The sequence below is a fragment of the Streptomyces sp. NPDC001903 genome (assembly GCF_042891345.1).
GTDB lineage: Bacteria > Actinomycetota > Actinomycetes > Streptomycetales > Streptomycetaceae > Streptomyces.
Genome location: NZ_JBIASZ010000007.1, coordinates 193,382 through 214,387, shown reverse-complemented (window position 1 = coordinate 214,387; position 21,006 = coordinate 193,382). Strand labels below are relative to the sequence as shown.

The window sequence follows — 21,006 nt, the reverse complement described above, 5'->3', positions numbered from 1 at the left end:
CGCGGCGGTGGGTTCGGCGCCGGAATCCTTTGCTGGTGGTACGGGGGGAGTGGCCATGCCCTGCCCTCGCCTCCTAGGGTTAAGGTCTGTGTGACCATAAGTGGCGAGCATGTTCAAGTCAATGTGACCTTTAGGGGTTCTCGTGGATGACTGGCTGAAAAACTCCGATGAGGTCGAGGCCTCGTGGGTGACGGTCGACCTGGCGATCTTCACGCTGCGGGGCGCCCGCCTGATGGTGCTCCTCATCGACCGGGGGCTGGAGCCCTTCCTCGGTCGGCCTGCGCTCCCCGGCGGGTATGTCCAGAAGAGCGAGACCCTACGGGAGGGGGCTCTGCGCGAGTTGTGGGAGGAAGCCGGCATCGACGGTGGGCTGTTGCACCTGGAACAGCTGGGTGCCTACGGTGATCCTGGAAGAGACCCGAGAGGTCGAGTGGTCACTGTCGCGTACCTGGCCCTGGGTCCAGACCTGCCCGTACCTGTGGGCGGCACCGATGCGGAACACGCCTACTGGGCATCCGTGGATGACCTTGACCGGAACGGGACGAGGCTGGCGTTCGACCATTCCGAGATCCTCGCCGAGGCTTTGGAAGAGGTCCGCCGTAAACTCGAATACACCCCTGTCGCCACGGCCTTCTGCGCCTCCGAGTTCACCCTCAGCGAGTTGCGAACGGTCTATGAAGTGGTCTGGGGGCAGCCATTGGACCCAAGCAACTTTCGGCGCAAGGTACTGAGAACCGCAGGTTTCGTGGAGCCCACGGGTGAACAGAGGGCGGCCTCGACAGGCCGTCCGGCAGCTCTTTACCGCAGAGGGAGTGCGTGGGTGTTGAGCCCACCACTCCTGCGCGTCGGCGGGCCGCCTGTCTAGTTGGCCGAATGTCGAGGTCCGGAATCGGTGCGGCGGCGTGCGGGCCGCGCCGTCATGCGAGGCGGGCAGAGCGACTGTGCATCCACGGGCATCCTCCGGGTAGATGCTTCAGCACGCCTGTACTTCGTCGATGTGCGATTCTTCGGAGCCCGAAACAGGCGCACCGCGCGGGCAGCCGCCTGGTGCGTGGAGCGGCTGGCACGGGCGACCGGTCTGGAGATGTATGCGCGCCGCTGCGAGCTGATGGATCGGGACAGGGGACAGCTGACCGTCTGGCGGGGTCATACCGTTGCCCACCGGCCCCCGCGCGTACCCGTTCCGAGGCCGCGGACGCCGGTGGCGAGGTTGGGTCACGCGGCCGAACTGGCGCGCGCACGTTTCGCGGAGAGGCGTGGCTGCCACGACGCCGGCCTGGTGGTGACGGGGACGGCGTCGGAAGCCCGACGACGCTGGTGAACCGCCTCGTGACCTGGCTGTTCGCCATGTTCTGCTGCGCGGTGGTCGCCGGACAGCAGGAGGCGCGCGGACTTGGGTATGGCGGGGGCGGCAGTGCTGTGACTTCTCACGGCAGCACGGACGGCGAGCGCGATGTTCGCGGACAGCCTGGGACTGGAGCCCGAGGACCTCGACGTGCCTCCACTCTGGCAAGCCACGCAGGCGGTGAAGCTGTTGAGCCTGCTGAGTTTCGCCCTGATCGTCCCGGCCCTGTGGGGTGTAGCCAAGCCCGTGCACGCGCCGTTCGTCAGTCCGGTCGAGCGACTCGGTATCCCGCTCTACGTAATCACCAAGCTGACAGTGGTGGTGCTGTGCGGGGCTGGGGATGCAGTGAAGGACTTCCGCGCAGCCGCCGCGGCAGGTAGGGAGAAGTTGCCTTCCTGCTTTGGCGTGGAACCGGAGTGGACCTGCGTGGAGCCGACGGTCCTCGCAGGGCGAACCGGTCGTTGCCGCTCACTGCCTGCCCGGACCCGCCTCGCGGGCGTCCCCGTCCCGTGCCCCGGCCGTGCCGTCGGTGAGGAACCTGTCGATCAGTTCGCTGTCGGCGCGGGCTTCCTTGCCGGTGATACGGCGCGTCGCCCCGTCCGCCCGGGTGATGACGATGGTCCGCTGGGGTACGCGGGCCAGCCAGACCTGGATGCCGGCGGCGACGAGCGAGCCCCCGCTGAAGACCAGCCCGACGAGGTCGGTGATCGTGCCGCCCTTGAGGGTCTCGCTCTCGGGCCGGGTTCGCGGGATGTCGAGCGCGGCCCGCGGATCGGCCCCGGCGAGGGCGGCGAGCAGTTCGCGCGCCTCGCGCCGGGCGCGCAGTGGGTCCTCGTCGAGGATGGCGATGCGGTGGCCGGGTCGGTGGTCGTACTCACGTTCTTCGTCCCCCTACGTCCTTCCGTGCGACGGACACACGGACGGGCGAGAGTACCGAAGAGCCCTTGCAGCGAGCCCGCAGGTTTCCGGAAAATCGCTGGTCATTGGCCTGAAACAGACAGCTTTGGTGATGCTTCGCGGCCGACCCGGTGCGGAGCCATCGGCCGTGCCGGCGGGAGGGCGCCGACGTCGGCACGGCCATTGGGAAAGGCGGTGCCCCGGGCCCGGTGGGTCGGGGCACCGCCTTGGGGGCGGTCCTAGTTCTGCATGTCCAGGAACTGGACGCGGTCGCGCGTCCACTGGCCGGTCGGGGCGGACCAGCCGCCGACGGAGTCGTTCAGCTTCCCGTCCGGCTTGGCCGTCCAGGTGTAGGCCTTGACCGAGCCGTCGTCGTAGCCGTAGAAGGCTCCGAGGTCGTCGCGGCCGTCGCCGTTGAAGTCGCCGGTGACGATCTTCATGTTGGGGCGGTGGACGTGGCCGGCCGCCACGCTCCATGCCTCGTAGGTCGAGGCGAACGTGCCGTCGGCGCTGCTCGGGAAGACGTTGACGCCGTCGTGGCCGTCCGCGTAGTCGTACCAGGCGGCGAGGTCGTCGCGGCCGTCGCCGTTGAAGTCGCCCGCGTGGAGCGAGGTACGGGACCAGTCGTCGCGCGGGCCGGAGCTCCACGAGGCGACGGGGGTGAACCCGGGGTTCGCGGTGGAGGTGAACGTCCAGATCTTCTGGCTGCCGTCCGCGTACCCGTAGAGGGCGGCGAGGTCGTCGCGGCCGTCCCCGTTGAAGTCACCGGTGACGGTCTTGGCCCGGGAGCGGTCCCAGCTGTCGTACCCGTGCCAGTAGCTGACCGGGTAGTTGAAGGCTCCGCGCGCGGTGCTGGTGAACGTCCAGATGGTGTCGTCGCCGTCGAAGGCGTCGTACCAGACCGCCACGTCGTCGCGGCCGTCTCCGTTGAAGTCGCCGCTGTACGGGGTCATCCGGTCGAAGCTCCACTGACCCGGTCCGACGGACCAGGACTTGAACATCTCGTTGAACGTGCCGTCGCCCTTGCCGGTCCACGTGAGCAGCGCGACGCCGCCGTCCGCGTACCCGTAGACGGACGCCACGTCGCCGATGCCGTCGCCGTTGAAGTCGCCCGTGACCCGCTTCATGTTGGGGGCGTAGTAGTGGCCGTCGTCCACCCGGTAGGCGGACTTGGGCGTCTGGAAGCTGCCGTCCGAGTTGGTGGCGAAGGTGTGCATGCCGTCGCTGCCGTCGTAGAAGTCGTACCAGTCGGCCATGTCGCTGCGGCCGTCACCGTTGTAGTCGTGGCGGATGCCGCTGCCACTGGACCACTGGGCCCTGCTGCCGGCGTCGAAGACGACGAGGTCGCCCGCGTCCTGCAGCAGCGCGTAGCCGTCCGGGGCCTTGGTCTTGGACTCCCACAGGACGGTCGTGCCGTCCGCCTTGTAGACCACCAGGTTGCCGTCGCCGCGCATGACGGCCTTGGCGCCCGCGTTGCCCGCCGTCTTCGAGGACCACAGGGGCTGGTTGGCCAGGGAGGTGACGACGAGGTTGCCGTCGCCCTGCATCGTCAGCTTCGCCGAGCGGGAGCCGAGCGACTGGCCGGCGGCCAGGACCGTGCCGGAGGGGATGCGGGAGCCGCCCGTGATGCCGTCGATGGAGAAGGGCGCGGCGAAGGACACGTTGTCCGCCGCCGGAACCTTGCCCGGCCAGCCGACCACCGTGTTGTCGGTCTTGCGGGCCCACAGGTCCGCGATGCCGTCCCCGGTGATGTCGCCGACGGAGCCGATGCCCGGGTAGCCGGCGGCCGTGACGCCCGAACCGATCTTCACCCGCGCGGCGGTGTCGCCCCACGTGGTCGGGTCGAGGTAGCCGTTGGCGGCCTTCTTGCCGTACGAGCGCAGGATGTCGCCGCCGGCGTTGTCGCGCAGCCACAGGTCGGCGATCCCGTCGCCGTTGAGGTCGCCGGGGGCGATCACGGTGAACTTGTCCCAGTCGCCGCCGCCGACGAGCACCGGCTCGCGCACGTCGAGGGAGCGCGCGGCGCGGTTGCCGTAGTAGGCCCACAGGAACTTGCCCTGCTTGACCAGGAGGTCGGGCTGGCCGTCCCCGTTGAGGTCGCCCGCCGAGACGACCTGCTCCGCGTTGAACCAGTGGTCGTCACCGGTCCAGGTCTCGTCGCCGACGCAGCCGAGGTCCTCGTTGACGACCGGGCAGGAGACGGTCAGTTCGGTGTACCGGTCGGTGACGGCGCCGCTGCCGTTGTTGGGGTAGGTCCACAGGCGCTTCTTCTTCTCGACGTCGTCGTACTTCAGGGTGACGAGGTCGTTGTAGCCGTCCTGGCCCCAGTCGCCGCGCGAGTCCACGACGGCGCCCGCGAAGGAGTTGCCGCCGTTGGTGGCCACGGCGAAGGTGCTGTTGCCCTGGCCGGCGTACGTCAGCAGGGTGCCGTTGGAGTCGATGCTCCAGATGTCGTTGTTGCCGTCGCCGTTGAGGTCGGTGGGCCCGTCCCGGAGCTGGGAGCGGCCGGCGTAGTACAGGTAGCTGCTCGCGTCGGAGCGGTTGCCGGCCTTGTCGACGCTGTACGCGTAGACGTGGTGCGGGCCGTAGCCGGGCGGGCGTACGAAGGCGGGAGCGCCGGGCGGGGTCTCGTTGGTGTCCGCGTCGTAGTCGGTCCACCAGACGTAGTGGTCGACGTCGGCCACGCCGTTCGGCGCGAACGTGAACGTGCCGGTCTCGCGGGCCTTGCCGGTCACCGCGGGCCAGCCGTTGTCACCGGGCGGGAACTGGTTCCCGCTGGAGGCGATCACCGGCGGCTTGCTCGGGCGGGTGCGGTCGACCGTGAACTTGCAGGTCTCGGACCACGGAGAGTACGCGTCGTCCTGGTCCTTGGCCCGCACCTTCCAGGTCCACTCGCCCGTCGGCAGACTGGCGTCCGGAACCGCCCAGGTGGTGACCTTGCCCTTGGTGGCCGGCAGGGACTGCGTGGCCGAGGGGGTGGAGGCTCCCGCCTTGAACAGCTGGAACTCGGCCGTGAGGTTTCCCGCGTCCGGGTCGTCGAAGGTGGCGTACAGGCTGACCCGGGTGTTGCCGATCAGCCCGCCCGCCTGGCACGCGGTACGGGGGCCGGTGCCCAGGCCGGCCGGACGCGACGGCAGGTGGTTGTAGACCGTCTCCAGGACGGCGGTCTTGGCGTCGAACTTCTTCCAGCCGTACGTGTCGCCCTCGTTGGAGGCGTAGAGGCCCAGGGTGATGTTCGCCCAGCCCTGCGCGGCGGCCTCGCGCATCTTGTCCGTGACCTTGAACTCGAGGTTGCCGGCCGCGCAGTCGTTGCTCCAGCCCTTGGAGTCGTCGACGGTGGCCAGCTTCGACTTCTTGGCGGGCTGGTTGTTCCAGGTGGTGTTCTTCGAGATGCCGCCGGTGTGCCACAGCTCGACGGGCCGGTCCTGGCAGGACCAGGACCAGGTGTTGCGGATCCGGAACGTCGCGTCCTTCACCTGGGCGTACCGGGTGTCGCTCGTGTCGAGCTGGACGAAGGACCGGGAGACGCGGTTCGAGCCGCCCGTCTCGGCCTCGTAGCCGACCCGGATCGGGTCCTTGGTGTTCCAGAAGGAGGTGTTCGGGTACTGCTTGTAGACCCGGGTCCAGTTCTGCTTCTCGCCCCAGGCCCACGACGGGTCGATGAACACGGGGTAGGTGGTGGCCCCACCGGTCAGCAGCGCCTGGTCCGGCTTGATCTCCAGGGTGCCGCCCGCGACGGAGGTCGGCATCTGCGCGTCGCGTGCGCCGGGGCCCGGCTCGAAGACGTCGGAGGGGTGCCCCGCGTCCGCGGCGGAGAGGCCCTGCGGGGCCGACACGCCCTGCGGGGCGGAGCGGGCCGACTTCAGCAGGCTCTTGGCCGCGGGGGCCGTCGCGCTGGTGGAGTCCCACATCAGTGGGGAGGGGCTGGAGAAGACCGTCTGCCCGGCCGGGTTCACGGCGCTGACGCTGCCCGTGGTCCCGTCGACGGAGACGTTCAGGCCGACCGTGTCGAGCTTGTACTTCAGCGAGGCGAGTTCCGGGTTCTGGGCGGCGGCCGCGGTCTTGACGACGAGCAGCTGCGAGAACCCCTCCACTTCGGCCTTCAGCTGGAGGTCCACCCCGGGGAGGACCTCGGCGTACGTGGCCACGTTCGCGTCGAGGGTCGGCTTGGGCAGGGCCTTCGGCCAGGTCAGCGAGAGGGTGCGGCCGTCCTTGACGCCGGTCAGCAGGGGACCGGTGCCGCCGCCGGAGAACGCCACGTCCACGGTCGACGCCTTGGGGGTGACGGTTCCGGACGGCGAGAACGCCAGGTTCGCGTCGGTGGGCACCCAGGCGCCGGCCCGGAGCACGCGCACCGGGGTGCCGTAGCGCTTGACGGACCACGTCCCGTCCGGCAGGGCCCAGGTGTCCGTGGACTCGGTGCGCGCGGACGTCAGTTCGTACGGCTGGTTCGTGGCCTTGGCCTGCTCCAGCGCGAACTCCTCGGCGCTCTTGGAGCCTTCGGCCACGGGGTCGGCCGCGGCGGCCGCGGGGTGCGCCCCGATGCCCGCGGTCAGCCCGGAGGCGGTCAGCCCGGCCACGAGGCCGAGGGCCAGGACGCGGTGCAGGACCCGCCCCGTTGCCCCGCCGCCCTGTTCGCCTCTCGTCCGTCTTGCGCGTATCGCGGCCCTGGAGCCGCGTGTTCTCATTTCCGGCACATGCCCCCCTTTTATGGAAACCGGTAAAAGTCGTTGCCCCGCGGGGAGAAGCTCTGCCAAGCGCGAGACCTGCGGGACGTTATGTGGGAACTGACGGAAAATCCAACCGGATCCCGACACGGCGCGGCTGATCGCCGAGCTCCGGGACGGTGCCGGTCCCGGGCGCGATGCCGTACTGGGGGTCGACGGTGAGGGCGGGCTGTCGTACCGGACGGGACTGCCGCGCACCAGGTCGAAAGCCTGCTGCGGGGGGAGCGGGTCCCGGCCGCCGGGGACCCTGCGGAGGCGCGCCGCCGCCCCTGCTCCCTGGCCGAGATCGCGGCCGGGGCGGGTGCCGGCGCCCAATGGCTCGACAAAATGAGCAGGACCGGAAAGGCCCCCATATGGAGCACGCCGTCGGTACGGCGGGATTCTTCGGGGAGAGGGTCGAATTCCTGGTGGACACGCCCGCCGAAGCGCTCGACCGCGTTCTGCGGGAGGTCCGCAGAGAACTGCCGGAGCGGACGGTCCGCCGCCAGAACTCGGCCCTGCGTGAAATGGGACGCCGCCGGCTCCGCGGCCAGGGCGCTGGCCGCGGACATCCCCGGCGAGGGCTAGACCGGCAGGCCCGTCGGTTCCTTGATGCGCTTCATGATGATCTGCGAGTTGACCTCGGTGACGCCGGAGAGGGCCGTCAGCTTCTCGATCCAGAGGCGTTCGTAGGCGCGGAGGTCCTCCACCGCGATGCGGAGCAGGCAGCCGGGGCTGCCGAAGAGCCGGTACGCCTCGATGACGTCGGGGATGTCCTGCAGGGCCGCCTCGAAGGCCTCGACGGCAGCGCGGTCGCGCCGCACCTCGACGGAGACCAGCACCTCGAAGCCGCGGCCGACCGCCTCGGGGGCGATCACCGCGCGGTAGCCCTGGATCACCCCGTCCTGTTCGAGCTGGCGCACCCGCCGCATGCAAGGGGAGGGAGTCAAGCCGACGCGCTGGGCCAGTTCCTGGTTGCTGAGGCGGCCGTCGGCCTGGAGCTCGCGCAAGATTTCACGGTCAATGGCATCCATGGAGCAATTATCACCCGGCGTATGTGAACGGGCGGGGTGAAACTGGCAATCGCGTTGCGCGTAGATCTCACTATCATTGCCAGCTCAGCACATCTGTACGAGGTATCACCCGTACGCGAGAGAGGGTGGCCATGGGACGGATCGTCGTCATCAGCACCGGCGGCACGATAGCCAGCCGCTGGCAGGGTTCCGGCTTTGCGGCCGACGCCGACGGGCGCGAGGTCATGGCCACCGCGCCGCTGCCCGAGGACATCACCGTCGAGGTGGTGGATTTGTTCAGCGTGAACAGCCCCCGGCTGACCACCGCCCACCAGCTGACCCTGCTGCGCACCGTGCACGAGGTGCTCGCCGATCCGGACGTGGACGGCATCGTCGTCACGCACGGCACCGACACCCTGGAGGAGTCGGCGTTCCTCGTCGACCTGCACCACCACGACCCGCGCACCGTGGTGTTCACGGGCGCGCAGCGGCCGATGGGCACCGCGGACGGGGACGGGCCGGGCAACCTGTACGACGCGCTGCTCACCGCAGCCAGTACGCGCGGGCTCGGCGTGCTGATCACCTTCGGCGGCCGGGTGCACGCGGCCCGCGGCACGGTGAAGACCCAGGCGGTGGCGCTGGACGCGTTCGCCGACCCCTCGAAGGAACTGCTCGGGAAGATCGGCTTCGGCAAGGTCACGATGCTGCGGGCCCCGCAGCGCCCGGAGCCGCTGCCGCTGCCGGCGATGCCCGAGGTCCCGCCGCGGGTGGACGTCATGATGCACCACGCGGACGGCGACCCGGTACTCCTGAACGCCGCGCTCGCGGCGGGCGCACGGGGTCTGGTGCTGGTGGGCACCGGCGCGGGCAACGCCACCCCGGAGATCGTGGAAGCGGTGAAGGACGCGGTGGCGCGGGGCGTGCTGGTGGCGCTGACCACCCGGGTCGCCGCCGGGCCGGTGACGGAGATCTACACCCACGGCGGGGCCGTGGACCTGGTGGCGGCGGGAGCGGTCCCGACGGGGACGCTGAGGGCCCCGCAGGCGCGGATCGCCGTGCTCTCGGCCCTGCTGGCCTCAGACGACGCGGCGGACCGGGTCCGCGTCCTGCAGCGCAGCGTGTCCTCGGCCGGGCCGGCACTGGTCACGGCCTGAGCCCGACCCCCGACCGGGGTGCCGGGGGCGACCGCCTCCCGGACCCCGGAGGGGCGGCCGCCCCGGCAGGGCCCGTCAGGGGCCCGTGAACGCCGCGAGGATGCGGTCCGCCGCCGAGGTGGGCGTCACCGTGCCCGCTCGGACCGCCGCCTCCAGGCCGGGGGCCAGGTCGCGGACCGCCGGATTCCCGCGCAGGCGCTCCAGCAGCTCCTCGCGGACCATCGACCAGGTCCACTCCACCTGCTGTTCCGCGCGCTTGGCCGCCAGGCGACCCCCGGCGTCCAGCAGCCGGCGGTGCTGTTCCAGGCGGTTCCAGACCTCGTCCAGACCCGCCGACTCCCGCGCGCTGCACGTGAGCACCGGCGGGGTCCAGGCCGCGTCCGCCGGGTGCATCAGGCGCAGCGCGCCCGACAGCTCCCGCGCCGCCGCCTTCGCGTCGCGCTCGTGCGGCCCGTCCGCCTTGTTCACCGCGAGGACGTCCGCCAGCTCCAGGACACCCTTCTTGATGCCCTGCAGCTGATCTCCCGTACGGGCCAGGGAGAGCAGGAGGAAGGAGTCCACCATGCCGGCCACCGTCGTCTCCGACTGGCCCACGCCCACCGTCTCGACCAGGACCACGTCGTAGCCAGCCGCCTCCATGACGATCATGGATTCGCGGGTGGCCTTCGCGACCCCGCCCAGGGTGCCGGCCGACGGGGACGGCCGGACGAACGCCGCCGGGTCCACCGCCAGTCGTTCCATCCGCGTCTTGTCGCCCAGGATGGAGCCGCCCGTGCGCGTGGAGGAGGGGTCGACGGCCAGCACCGCCACCCGGTGCCCCAGCCCCGTCAGCATCGTGCCGAACGCGTCGATGAACGTGGACTTGCCGACCCCCGGCACCCCGCTGATCCCGATCCGGCGCGCCCGCCCCGTGTGGGGGAGCAGTTCCGTCAGCAGCTGCTGCGCCAGGGCGCGGTGGGCGGGCAGGGTGGACTCGACGAGGGTGATGGCGCGCGCGATGAACGCGCGCTTCCCGTCGAGCACTCCCTTCGCGTAGGCCTCGATCTCGATCTTCGGAGGCATCGGCCGCGCCCTACAGCTCGTGGCCCAGGTCCGCGGCCAGCCGCGTCACCAGGTCGTGGGCCGCGTCCGGGATGACCGTGCCGGGCGGGAACACCGCCGCCGCGCCCATCTCCAGCAGCGTCGGCACGTCGGCCGGCGGGATCACCCCGCCCACCACGATCATGATGTCCTCGCGCCCCTCCTCCGCCAACTGCTCGCGCAGCGCCGGTACGAGGGTCAGGTGGCCGGCCGCCAGCGACGACACGCCCACCACGTGGACGTCCGCCTCGACGGCCTGGCGGGCCACCTCCGCCGGGGTCTGGAACAGCGGGCCGACGTCCACGTCGAAGCCCAGGTCGGCGAAGGCGGTCGCGATCACCTTCTGGCCGCGGTCGTGCCCGTCCTGGCCCATCTTGGCGACCAGGACACGCGGACGGCGGCCCTCAGCCTCCTCGAACCGGTCGACCAGCGCACGCGTGCGCTCCACGTTCGGGGATTCGCCTGCCTCGGTGCGGTACACACCCGAGATCGTACGGATCTGGCTCGCGTGCCGCCCGTACACCTTCTCCAGTGCGTCCGAGATCTCACCCACCGTGGCCTTGGCGCGCGCCGCGTCCACCGCCAGCGCGAGCAGGTTGCCGTCGCCGCGCTCGGCCGCGTTCGTCAGCGCCCGCAGGGTGTCCTGCGTGACCGCCTCGTCGCGCTCCTCGCGCAGCCGGCGCAGCTTCTCGATCTGCTGCGTGCGCACCGAGGAGTTGTCGACCTTGAGCACGTCGATCTGCTCGTCGTTCTCCACGCGGTACTTGTTCACGCCGATCACCGGCTGGCGCCCCGAGTCGATCCGCGCCTGCGTACGGGCGGCGGCCTCCTCCACGCGCAGCTTCGGGATGCCCGCGTCGATGGCCTGCGCCATGCCGCCGGCCGCCTCGACCTCCTGGATGTGCTGCCAGGCCCGGCGCGCCAGGTCGTACGTCAGCTTCTCCACGTACGCACTGCCGCCCCACGGGTCGATCGACCGGCAGGTCCCCGACTCCTGCTGCAGCAGCAGCTGGGTGTTGCGGGCGATGCGCGCCGAGAAGTCCGTCGGCAGCGCGAGCGCCTCGTCGAGGGCGTTGGTGTGCAGCGACTGGGTGTGCCCCTGGGTCGCGGCCATCGCCTCGATGCACGTGCGCGTCACGTTGTTGAAGACGTCCTGGGCGGTCAGCGACCAGCCCGAGGTCTGCGAATGCGTGCGCAGCGAGAGCGACTTGGCGTTCTTCGGGTCGAACTGCTTGACCAGCCGCGCCCACAGCAGGCGGGCGGCGCGCAGCTTCGCGACCTCCATGAAGAAGTTCATGCCGATCGCCCAGAAGAACGACAGGCGCGGCGCGAACGCGTCCACGTCCAGCCCGACCGCCTGCCCGGCGCGCAGGTACTCCACGCCGTCGGCGAGGGTGTACGCGAGCTCCAGGTCGGCCGTGGCCCCGGCCTCCTGGATGTGGTAGCCGGAGATCGAGATGGAGTTGTACCGCGGCATGTTCTGCGAGGTGAACGCGAAGATGTCCGAGATGATCCGCATCGAGGGCTTGGGCGGATAGATGTAGGTGTTGCGGACCATGAACTCTTTGAGGATGTCGTTCTGGATGGTCCCGGCGAGCTTGTCGGGGGAGACGCCCTGCTCCTCCGCCGCCACGATGTAGAGGGCGAGGACCGGCAGCACCGCGCCGTTCATCGTCATCGACACCGTCATCTTGTCCAGCGGGATGCCGTCGAAGAGCTGGCGCATGTCGTAGATCGAGTCGATCGCCACGCCCGCCATGCCGACGTCGCCCGTGACGCGCGGGTGGTCGCTGTCGTACCCGCGGTGCGTGGGCAGGTCGAAGGCGATCGACAGGCCCTTCTGGCCGGCCGCGAGGTTGCGCCGGTAGAAGGCGTTCGACTCCTCGGCCGTGGAGAACCCCGCGTACTGGCGGATCGTCCAGGGCTGGTTGACGTACATCGTCGGGTACGGGCCGCGCAGGTACGGGGCCACGCCCGGGTAGGTCCGCAGGAAGTCCAGCCCCTCCAGGTCCCGGCCCGTGTAGAGCGGCTTCACGCCGATGCCCTCGGGGGTCTCCCACAGCAGGTCGCCGGCGGCGGTCCCGGTGGACTCCTTGACGGCGGCGCGCCACTGGTCCTCGGACCCGGCGGCCGGGCCCGCGCCGTTCAGCGCCAGTTCGGAGAAATCGGGGATGCTCAAGACGCGATTCCCATCCGGTCGAGTACGGAGGACAGCACGGCGACCGCGTCGCAGCCCGCGAAGACGTACTCGTCCACGGCGCCGGCCGACGTGCCGGGCTTGCCCGCGAGGAACACGGTCGTCGCACCGGCCGCGCGCAGGGCCGCGGCCACCGCCTCGGCCTGCTCCTCGTACAGGGCGTCGCTGGAGCACAGCACGGCCATGCCGTCCGCGCCGCTCGCGGCGTAGGCCGCGGCGGCCGTCGACGGGTCCACCGAGACCGGGTCGTGGACCGGTTCGACGCCGCCCGCCTGGAACAGGTTCGCGGCGAAGGTGGCGCGCGCGGTGTGCGCCGCCGCAGGGCCGAGTGCGGCCAGGAAGATCCGCGGACGGTTCCCGGTCGCGGCCAGGTGCGCGTCGCTGCGGGCGCGCAGCGCCTCGTACGCCTCGTCGCGCCGTACGCGCGGCAGCCCGCCGGTGGGGCCCGCCGGGGCGGGCTCGCGGTCGAGGGGCTTCTCCGAGAGCAGCGGGAACTCGCTGACGCCCGTGATGGGTTCGCGGCGCTTGGCGATCCTCTTCGAGCGCTCGGCCCAGGTGGCGGCGAGCCGGTCGGCGACCGACCCGGAGCGCAGGGCGGCGGCGAGGCCGCCGGCCTTCTCGATCGTCTGGAAGAACTCCCAGGCGGCGTGCGCGAGTTCGTCGGTCAGCTGCTCCACGTAGTACGAGCCGCCGGCCGGGTCGATGACGCGGGCCAGGTGCGACTCCTCCAAGAGGATGGTGGAGGTGTTGCGGGCGATGCGGCGCGCGAAGGCGTCCGGCAGGCCCAGCTCGTGGTCGAAGGGGAGCACGGTGACCGAGTCGGCCCCGCCGACGCCCGCCGCCATGCAGGCGACGGTGGTCCGCAGCATGTTCACCCACGGGTCGCGACGGGTCATCATCACGGGCGAGGTGACGGCGTGCTGGCGCTGGGCGCCGGCGTCCGGGGCCCCGCAGGCCTCGGCGATCCGGGCCCACAGACGGCGTGCGGCGCGGAACTTCGCGATCGTGAGGAACTGGTCGGCGGTCGCGGCGTAGCGGAACTCGAGCTGGCCGAGGGCGGCGCCGATGCCGAGGCCGCCGCCGGTGACGGCGCCCGCGGCTTCGGTTTCCGCTCCGGTGTCGGCTTCGGTTTCGGCTTCCGTCAGGGCGCGGAGGTACGCGACTCCGGTGGCCAGCGACAGGCCGAGCTCCTCGGCGGCGGAGCCGCCGGCCTCGTGGTAGGGCAGCGCGTCGACGAGGAGGGTGCGGACGCCGGGCCAGTGCGCGGCCGCCTCCCGGGCGAGGCCGACGGCGTCGGCGAGGTCCAGGGCCTCACCCGTACGGGCCTCATGGCCGAGCGGGTCGGCGCCGAGGCTCGCGCGGGCGGCCTCGGGGGCCACCTGCCGCTCGGCGTACAGGCGCAGCAAGGCCCGGGCGGCGTCGGCGTATTCGGCTCCGGCGTCGAGGGAGACGGGAGCCAGGTCGAGGTAGACGCCGTCGAGGGCGCGGGGGAGCGCGTCGACGGGGAGCCCGCCGGAGCCGCCGCCCAGGGACAGCCAGAGGGAGGTGACCCCGTTCTCGAGGTCGGTCAGAACGGCCTCGTTCACCCGTACGGGGTCATTACCGACGTATCGCTGGCGCACGTCCCAGCCGCCGGCGGCGCCGCCGGCGGGGCTGCCGCCCCGTATGAACGGAGCGAAACCGGGAAACCCGGTCTCGTCGGCCGTTTCGAGTGCGGTGTACAGCGGGCGGGTGGTGAGCCCGTCCTCGAGTTTCGTGGACAACGCGTCTTCTGCGGCTTCGCCGGATACGTCCTTGCCGGACTTGCGTAGAACGCCCTCTACCAGGCGCTGCCACTGCTCATGCGTCGCGTCAGGGAACTCGGCGGCCAAGGAGAGCCCGTCATCAGGCAGGACCGTCATGGCTCGAATGCTAGGGGGGTGGGCTTGTGAACGACTATAACCACCGGATGTGATCTCCCCCTCTCATGTGAGACGGGGACGCTCACGAAAGAGCGTGTGAGCAGCGGCGGAGTGCCGTGGAGCGTGGTGGGGCCGGTGTCGGGGCGGGGTGGGGCGCCGTCCGGAGCGGGGCATGATTTATGGCGCCTTTTCCGGGTTGGAGAAGTGCTCGGGATGGAGCGCCAACACATCACGTTTGACACTCCGGACGACACCCCACCCCACCCCCGACCCCTGCGGTCGACTTCGGCCGCGAGGGCGGTGACGGTCGGCGTGTCGGCCCTGCGTGGCGGTCGCGTTGCGGGGGCGTGAAATCCGGCCACGGTTTTCGGCCGTTCCGGGTGTTGGGTGGCTCCTGGAGGCGTGGTTGAAGTGCCAGGTCAGGGTGGGTGTGCAGGAGTGGGTGGGGGATCCGGGAAGGGTTTGTTTCGGCTTGTCTGGCGGGGCTTGACCCGTACCGGAGTCGCTGCCAGGCTCCGAGCCATGTCCGCGTTCGAGCTTCTCGCCCCGCGGTTCCACACCCCCGGCTCCTGTACCGCGCCGGGTGCGTGTCCGGGCCGCTGTCAGGCCCCGCGCCGCGCCTGAGCGCCGCCCCGGGTCCTGCCCGATGAGCCGTTCGGCCTCCCGCCGAACAGGCCCCCGGTCCCGTTCCCGGAACCCGGTCGGCTCCGCCGCCCTCCGATTCGCTCCGGCCGCCCTCCCGTACCAAGCCCTCCCGTACCAAGCCCTCCCGTACCAAGCCCGCTCGGCCCAAGGCCGACCCGGCCGGGGCCGGGTGGCTCGCCCCGCACTTCCCCCGTCCCGTGCACCGCCGGTCCGCCCTGCATGCAGGCCGTACGGCTGCGCCTGCCTGCCCGCGCCACCCCATCCCAAGGAGTTGCCATGAGCACCGCCACCCGCACCCAGCCCACCGTCACCCGGATCGGCGGCCGGATCGGCGCCGAGATCGGGGGTGTGCGGCTCGGGGGCGAGCTTCCGGACGAGGTCGTCGCCGAGGTCCGGGCCGCCCTCCTCGCCCACAAGGTCGTCTTCTTCCGCGACCAGGACCACCTCGACGAGGCCGGCCACGAGGCCTTCGCCCAGCTGCTCGGCACGCCCGTCGCCCACCCCACCGTGCCCTCGGCCGACGGCCGTTACGCCCTCGGCATCGACTCCCACCACGGTGCCCGCGCCAACCAGTGGCACACCGACGTCACCTTCGTCCCCGCCTACCCCGCCTTCTCCATCCTCCGCGCCGTCACCATCCCGCCGTACGGCGGCGACACCCTCTGGGCCAACACCGCCACCGCCTACGCCCACCTCCCCGAGCCGCTCCGGGTCCTCGCCGACAGCCTGCGCGCGGTCCACTCCAACGAGTACGACTACGCCGCCCTGAAGCCCGACGCGCTCCCGGAGGCCCTGGTCCAGTACCGCGAGGTGTTCACGTCCACCAAGTTCCTCACCGAGCACCCCGTCGTCCGCGTCCACCCCGAGACCGGCGAACGCACCCTGCTCCTCGGCAACTTCGTCCAGCGGATCGAGGGCCTGACCGGTCGGGACTCCCGGGCGCTGGTCGACCTCTTCCAGTCGCACATCGAGCGCCCCGAGAACACCGTCCGCTGGCAGTGGCGGGCCGGCGACGTCGCGATCTGGGACAACCGCGCCACCCAGCACTACGGCGTCGACGACTCCGACGACCACGAGCGCACCCTGCGCCGCGTGACGGTCGACGGCGACGTCCCCGTCGGCCCGGACGGGGCCCCGTCCCGCCTGATCAGCCCGGAGGCCGTCCCCGACCCGTCCTTCGGCATCCCGTCGGGCGCCTCCGCCACCGCCTGACCCGTCCCGCCCGTACGACACCCAAGGAGGCACCGTGCCCACCCTGCTCGCCCTCACCGGCAGCCCCTCCCCGCACTCCCGTACCGCCGTCGTCGCCGACCACGTGCTGCGCCGGCTCGCCCACGCCGGGTTCGACACCGCCCACCTCGCCGTACGGGAGCTCCCCGCCGCAGACCTCCTCGCCGCCCGCCGCGGCGAGCCCGAGATCCGCCGGGCCCTCGAAGCCGTCGCGCAGGCCGACGGGATCATCGTCGCGACCCCGGTCTACAAGGCCGCGTACACCGGCCTGCTGAAGGCCTTCCTCGATCTGCTGCCGCAGGACGGGCTGGCCGGGAAGACGGTCCTGCCGATCGCCACCGGCGGCAGCCTCGCCCACGTCCTGACCCTCGACTACGCCCTGCGCCCGGTGCTCGCCGCGCTCGGCGCCCGGCACGTCACCGCCGGCCGGTTCGTCCTGGACTCCTCCGTGGAGCGCGGGACCGGCCCCGGCCGGCTGCGGCCCGAGGCCGAGCTGGACCTCTTCCAGGCCGTCGACGAGTTCGCCGAGGCGCTGCACGCCCAGGCCTCCGCCGTCCCCTTCGCCACCACCGCCCCGTAGCGGCCCCGAAACCGCCGATTCCCCGAACAAGGACCCCTTCCATGCCCGCAGCCCTCGCCTCCACCTCCACCACCCGACGCCAGTTCCTCACCCTGCTCGGCATCTCGGCGGCCGCGGTGAGCTGCGGCACGGCCACCGCCACCGGCGGATCCGCCAAGCAGGTCACGTCTCTCAAGTACCAGGGCGCGGTCGGCGCCGTCCTGCTCCCCGAGCTGGCCGCGGACCTCGGCTACCTGGGCGGCCTGACCCTCGACTGGGTCGGCAACACCATCAGCGGCCCCCAGGACATCCAGTCCGCCGCCACCGGCCAGACCCACTTCGGCGGAGCCTTCAACGGCGCGATCGTGAAGCTCGCCGCGAGCAAGGCCCAGATCCAGTCGGTCATCTCCTACTACGGCTCCGACAAGGACACCTACCTCGGCTACTACGTGCTGGAGGACAGCCCGATCCGCTCGCCCCGCGACCTGATCGGCAAGAAGGTCGGCATGAACACCCTGGGCGCCCATGCCCAGGCCCTGCTGGACATCTACCTGGAGCGCAACGGCGTCTCCAAGGCCGATGCGGCGAAGGTCGAGTCCCTCGTGGTCCCGCCCGTCAACACCGAACAGGCCCTGCGCCAGAAGCAGATCGAGGTCGGGGTGCTCAGCGGCGTCCTGCGGGACAAGGCCCTCGCCGCCGGCGGCATACGCCCGCTGTTCAAGGACTTCGAGCTGCTGGGCGCCTTCAGCGCCGGGTCGTACGTGATGACCCGGAGGTTCATCAAGGAGAACCCCGACACCGTACGGACCTTCACGACCGGCGTCGCCAAGGCCATCGAGTGGTCCCGCACGACCCCGCGCGAGGAGGTCATCGCCCGGATGACCGAGATCGTCAAGAAGCGCGGCCGCAACGAGGACACCTCCACCCTCCAGTACTGGCGCTCGTTCGGGGTGGCCGAGACCGGCGGCCGGATCGCCGACAAGGAGTTCCAGCTGTGGATCGACTGGCTCGGTGAGCGGGGCGAGATCAAGAAGGGCCAGCTGAAGCCCTCCGACCTCTACACGAACGAGTTCAACGGCCAGGGGAAGGGCTGAGCACCATGGCGAAGATCGTGTTCGAGTCCGTGACGAAGACCTTCCCGAGGAAGCAGGCCAAGGGCAGGAGGGCCGGGGCGCCCGGCGACGGCGGGAGCTTCACCGCCCTCGACGGCGTGGACCTGGAGATCGGGGCCGGGGAGTTCGTGGTGGTCGTCGGCCCGAGCGGCTGCGGCAAGTCCACCCTCCTGGACCTGCTGGGGGGCCTGACCCGGCCCACCTCCGGCCGGATCCTGCTCGACGGCGAGCCGGTCACCGGACCCGGCCTGGACCGGGGCATCGTCTTCCAGCAGTACGCCCTGCTGCCCTGGCGCACCGCGCTCGGCAACATCGAGTTCGGGCTGGAGGCGACCGGCGTCCCCCGCCGTGAACGCCCGGAGCGGGCCCGGGAGTTCCTGGACCTCGTCGGGCTGACCGGCTTCGAGGACCGCCACCCGCACGAGCTGTCCGGCGGGATGCGCCAGCGCGTGGCCATCGCCCGGTCCCTGGCCTACGACCCGGACGTCCTCCTGATGGACGAGCCGTTCGCCGCGCTCGACGCGCAGACCCGCGAGTCCCTCCAGGACGAGCTGCGCCGCATCTGGCAGCGCACCGGCAAGACCGTCGTGTTCATCACGCACGGGATCGAGGAGGCCGTGTACCTCGGGCAGCGGGTGGCCGTGATGACCTCCCGCCCCGGCCGGATCAAGGAGGCCGTCCCCGTCTCCTTCGGCGACCGGGCCACCGGCGCCGGCGGGGAGGAGCTGCGCTCCAGTCCGGAATTCGCCCGCTACCGCCACGAGATCTGGACCCTGCTCCACGACGAGGTGGCCCGCGCCCAGCAACTGGAGAAGGAGGAGGCCACCGTATGAGCACCGCAGCCGATACGAAGACCACCGCGGCCGAGGCCGGTCCCGAGAGCGGGGTGCACGCCACCCACGCGCCCGCGCCGCCCCCGGAACCGGCGCCGGCCCGGGAGCCCGCGCCCGTACGGGAACCGGCGCCGGGCCCGTCGGCCCCGTCGGCCGCCGCCCCGCCCGCGGCCGCGCCGGCCGCCCTGCGCGCCGTCGCCCGGTGGCTGCGCGCGGCGGCCCTGCGCTCGGCGGCGATCGTCGCCCTGCTCGTGCTCTGGGAGACGGCTCCGCGGCTCGGGCTGGTGGACTCCACCTTCCTCCCGCCGGTCAGCGAGGTCGCCGCGGCCTGGTGGGAGCTGGCGGGCAACGGCCAGCTCGCCGAGCACACGCAGGCCAGCCTGGTCCGCTCCTTCGGCGGATTCGGCATCGCCGTCGTCGTCGCGGTCCCGCTCGGCCTGCTGATCGGCTGGTACCGCCCCGTCGCGGCACTGCTCGGCCCGCTGCTGGAGGTGTTCCGCAACACCGCGGCCCTCGCGCTGCTGCCCGTGTTCGTCCTGCTGCTCGGCATCGGGGAGACCTCGAAGGTCTCGATCGTCGTCTACGCCTGCGTCTGGCCGATCCTGCTGAACACCATCAGCGCCGTCGGCAACGCCGATCCGACCCTGGTCAGACTGGCCCGCTCCATGGACCTGTCCACGCCGAGGCTGTTCCAGAAGGTGATCCTGCCCGCCTCCGTACCGGCCGTCTTCACCGGTATCCGGCTGGCCGGCGCCGTCTCGATCCTGGTCCTCGTGGCCGCCGAGATGATCGGCGCGAAGGCGGGGCTCGGCTACCTGATCAACGCCTCGCAGTTCAACTTCGCCATCCCGGAGATGTACGCGGGCATCGTCACCATCTCGGCCATCGGCGTGGCGTTCAACCAGCTCCTCATCACCGTCGAACGCCGCCTCAGCCTCTGGCGCGTCCCCGCCTGACACTCGTCTCTCCCACCCCGAGGAACACCATCATGACCGCACCCCGGACCCTCCACCTCAACGCCTTCCTCATGAACGCCGGGCACCACGACGCCGCCTGGCGGCATCCCGACAGCAGTCCCGAACGGGTCACCGACCTGCGGTACTTCCAGGAGCTGGCGCAGACCGCCGAGCGGGGACGGCTCGACTCGATCTTCTTCGCCGACGGGCTCGCCCTCTGGGGCAAGGCCCGCTACAACGCCCTCGGCGGGTTCGAGCCGCTCACCCTGCTCTCCGCCATCGCCGCCGTCACCGAGCACATCGGGCTCATCGCCACCGTCTCGACCACCTTCAACGAGCCGTTCCACCTGGCCCGCAAGTTCGCCTCCCTCGACCACATCAGCAACGGCCGGGCCGGCTGGAACATCGTCACCTCCGGCACGGTCGACGAGGCCCGCAACTTCGGCCAGGACGAGCACTTGGAGCACAGCCTCCGCTACGACCGCGCCCGCGAGTTCCTCGACGTCGCCACCAAGCTCTGGGACAGCTGGGAGGACGACGCGATCGTCCTCGACAAGGAGCGCGGCATCTACGCCGACACCGACAGGCTCCACCCGGCCGCCCACCGCGGCACCTACTTCGGCGTCGCCGGCCCGCTCAACGTGCCCCGCTCCCCGCAGGGCCACCCGCTGCTCGTGCAGGCCGGCTCCTCCGAGGACGGCAAGGAGTTCGCCGCCCGGTACGCCGAGGCCGTCTTCACCGCCCAGCAGACCCTCGCCGACGGGCAGACCTTCTACAAGGACCTCAAGTCGCGCCTGGCGAAGTACGGCCGGGCCGAGTCCGACCTGCTCGTCCTGCCCGGCATCGCCCCCGTCATCGGCTCCACCGAGGCCGAGGCCAAGGCCCTGGAGCAGCAGCTCACCGACCTCCAGGTGCCGGAGTACGGGCTCGCCCAGCTCTCCGGCATGCTCGGCACCGACCTGACCGGCCTCCCCCTCGACGGCCCGCTGCCCGAGCTCCCCGAGGAGCGGGACATCAACGGCAACAAGAGCCGCTTCACGCTCGTCGCCGAACTGGCCCGCCGCGACGGCCTCAGCCTGCGCGACCTGATCGCCCGCCTCGGCGCAGGCCGCGGCCACCGCGTCTTCGCCGGAACGCCCGAGCAGATCGCCGACCAGCTGGAGGAGTGGTTCACCCAGGGCGCCGCCGACGGGTTCAACATCATGGCGCCCGTGCTGCCGACCGGGCTCACCGACTTCGTCGACCACGTGGTGCCGATCCTGCAGCGGCGCGGACTCTTCCGCACCGAGTACACCGGTACGACCCTGCGCGAGAACTACGGCCTCGCGCGTCCGGCGAACCGGTACGCGAAAGCCCCCGCGTGACGGGCCCCGCCCGC

General features: G+C 71.4%; 14 protein-coding genes. 8 read left to right on the top strand and 6 right to left on the bottom strand.

Annotated elements, in window-relative coordinates:
* The first annotated feature begins 142 nt into the window (after positions 1–142).
* Positions 143–865: an NUDIX domain-containing protein gene (locus ACFYZS_RS18335; protein WP_389013129.1), complete on the top strand. Its 723-nt coding sequence runs from the start codon at positions 143–145 to the stop codon at positions 863–865.
* Positions 866–1,813: 948 nt separating this feature from the next.
* Here ACFYZS_RS18335 and ACFYZS_RS18330 read toward each other — a convergent pair.
* The 3 genes from ACFYZS_RS18330 to ACFYZS_RS18320 all read right to left on the bottom strand — a co-directional run bounded on the left by ACFYZS_RS18330 (position 1,814) and on the right by ACFYZS_RS18320 (position 7,982).
* A complete protein-coding gene (locus ACFYZS_RS18330; protein ID WP_389013464.1) occupies positions 1,814–2,170 on the bottom strand; it encodes a hypothetical protein in 357 nt (118 codons plus the stop codon).
* 311 nt (positions 2,171–2,481) lie between these two features.
* Positions 2,482–6,822: an FG-GAP-like repeat-containing protein gene (locus ACFYZS_RS18325; RefSeq protein ID WP_389013126.1), complete on the bottom strand. Its 4,341-nt coding sequence runs from the start codon at positions 6,820–6,822 to the stop codon at positions 2,482–2,484.
* 710 nt (positions 6,823–7,532) lie between these two features.
* On the bottom strand, positions 7,533–7,982 hold the full coding sequence (locus tag ACFYZS_RS18320) for an Lrp/AsnC family transcriptional regulator (protein WP_030868896.1): 450 nt from the start codon (positions 7,980–7,982) through the stop codon (positions 7,533–7,535).
* Positions 7,983–8,113: 131 nt separating this feature from the next.
* On the opposite strand from ACFYZS_RS18320, the gene ACFYZS_RS18315 reads away from it, so the two are divergent.
* A complete protein-coding gene (locus ACFYZS_RS18315; RefSeq protein ID WP_389013122.1) occupies positions 8,114–9,115 on the top strand; it encodes an asparaginase in 1,002 nt (333 codons plus the stop codon).
* 75 nt (positions 9,116–9,190) lie between these two features.
* Here ACFYZS_RS18315 and meaB read toward each other — a convergent pair whose 3' ends face one another.
* From meaB to ACFYZS_RS18300, 3 genes are read right to left on the bottom strand one after another with little or no spacing between them, the layout of a single operon-like run.
* A complete protein-coding gene (gene meaB / locus ACFYZS_RS18310; RefSeq protein WP_389013119.1) occupies positions 9,191–10,177 on the bottom strand; it encodes a methylmalonyl Co-A mutase-associated GTPase MeaB in 987 nt (328 codons plus the stop codon).
* Between the two features lie 10 nt (positions 10,178–10,187).
* Positions 10,188–12,374, bottom strand: coding sequence for a methylmalonyl-CoA mutase (scpA, locus tag ACFYZS_RS18305; protein ID WP_389013116.1), 2,187 nt, complete (start codon positions 12,372–12,374; stop codon positions 10,188–10,190).
* Positions 12,371–14,293 carry a methylmalonyl-CoA mutase family protein gene (locus ACFYZS_RS18300; protein WP_389013113.1) on the bottom strand — a complete coding sequence of 641 codons (1,923 nt, stop codon included), beginning with the start codon at positions 14,291–14,293 and terminating at the stop codon, positions 12,371–12,373. Before ACFYZS_RS18300 ends, scpA begins: the two co-directional genes overlap by 4 nt.
* Before the next feature lie 921 nt (positions 14,294–15,214).
* On the opposite strand from ACFYZS_RS18300, the gene ACFYZS_RS18295 reads away from it, so the two are divergent.
* The 6 genes from ACFYZS_RS18295 to ACFYZS_RS18270 are packed head-to-tail and all read left to right on the top strand — an operon-like array spanning position 15,215 to position 20,992.
* Complete coding sequence (locus ACFYZS_RS18295; RefSeq protein ID WP_389013110.1) at positions 15,215–16,150, top strand: TauD/TfdA dioxygenase family protein; 936 nt, start codon at positions 15,215–15,217, stop codon at positions 16,148–16,150.
* A gap of 34 nt (positions 16,151–16,184) precedes the next feature.
* Complete coding sequence (ssuE, locus tag ACFYZS_RS18290; protein WP_389013107.1) at positions 16,185–16,748, top strand: NADPH-dependent FMN reductase; 564 nt, start codon at positions 16,185–16,187, stop codon at positions 16,746–16,748.
* 41 nt (positions 16,749–16,789) lie between these two features.
* On the top strand, positions 16,790–17,821 hold the full coding sequence (locus ACFYZS_RS18285) for an ABC transporter substrate-binding protein (RefSeq protein WP_389013104.1): 1,032 nt from the start codon (positions 16,790–16,792) through the stop codon (positions 17,819–17,821).
* 5 nt (positions 17,822–17,826) lie between these two features.
* A complete protein-coding gene (locus ACFYZS_RS18280) occupies positions 17,827–18,672 on the top strand; it encodes an ABC transporter ATP-binding protein (RefSeq protein ID WP_389013101.1) in 846 nt (281 codons plus the stop codon).
* Positions 18,669–19,628 carry an ABC transporter permease gene (locus ACFYZS_RS18275; RefSeq protein WP_389013098.1) on the top strand — a complete coding sequence of 320 codons (960 nt, stop codon included), beginning with the start codon at positions 18,669–18,671 and terminating at the stop codon, positions 19,626–19,628. Before ACFYZS_RS18280 ends, ACFYZS_RS18275 begins: the two co-directional genes overlap by 4 nt.
* 32 nt (positions 19,629–19,660) lie before the next feature.
* Positions 19,661–20,992: an LLM class flavin-dependent oxidoreductase gene (locus ACFYZS_RS18270; protein WP_389013095.1), complete on the top strand. Its 1,332-nt coding sequence runs from the start codon at positions 19,661–19,663 to the stop codon at positions 20,990–20,992.
* Positions 20,993–21,006 lie beyond the last annotated feature (14 nt).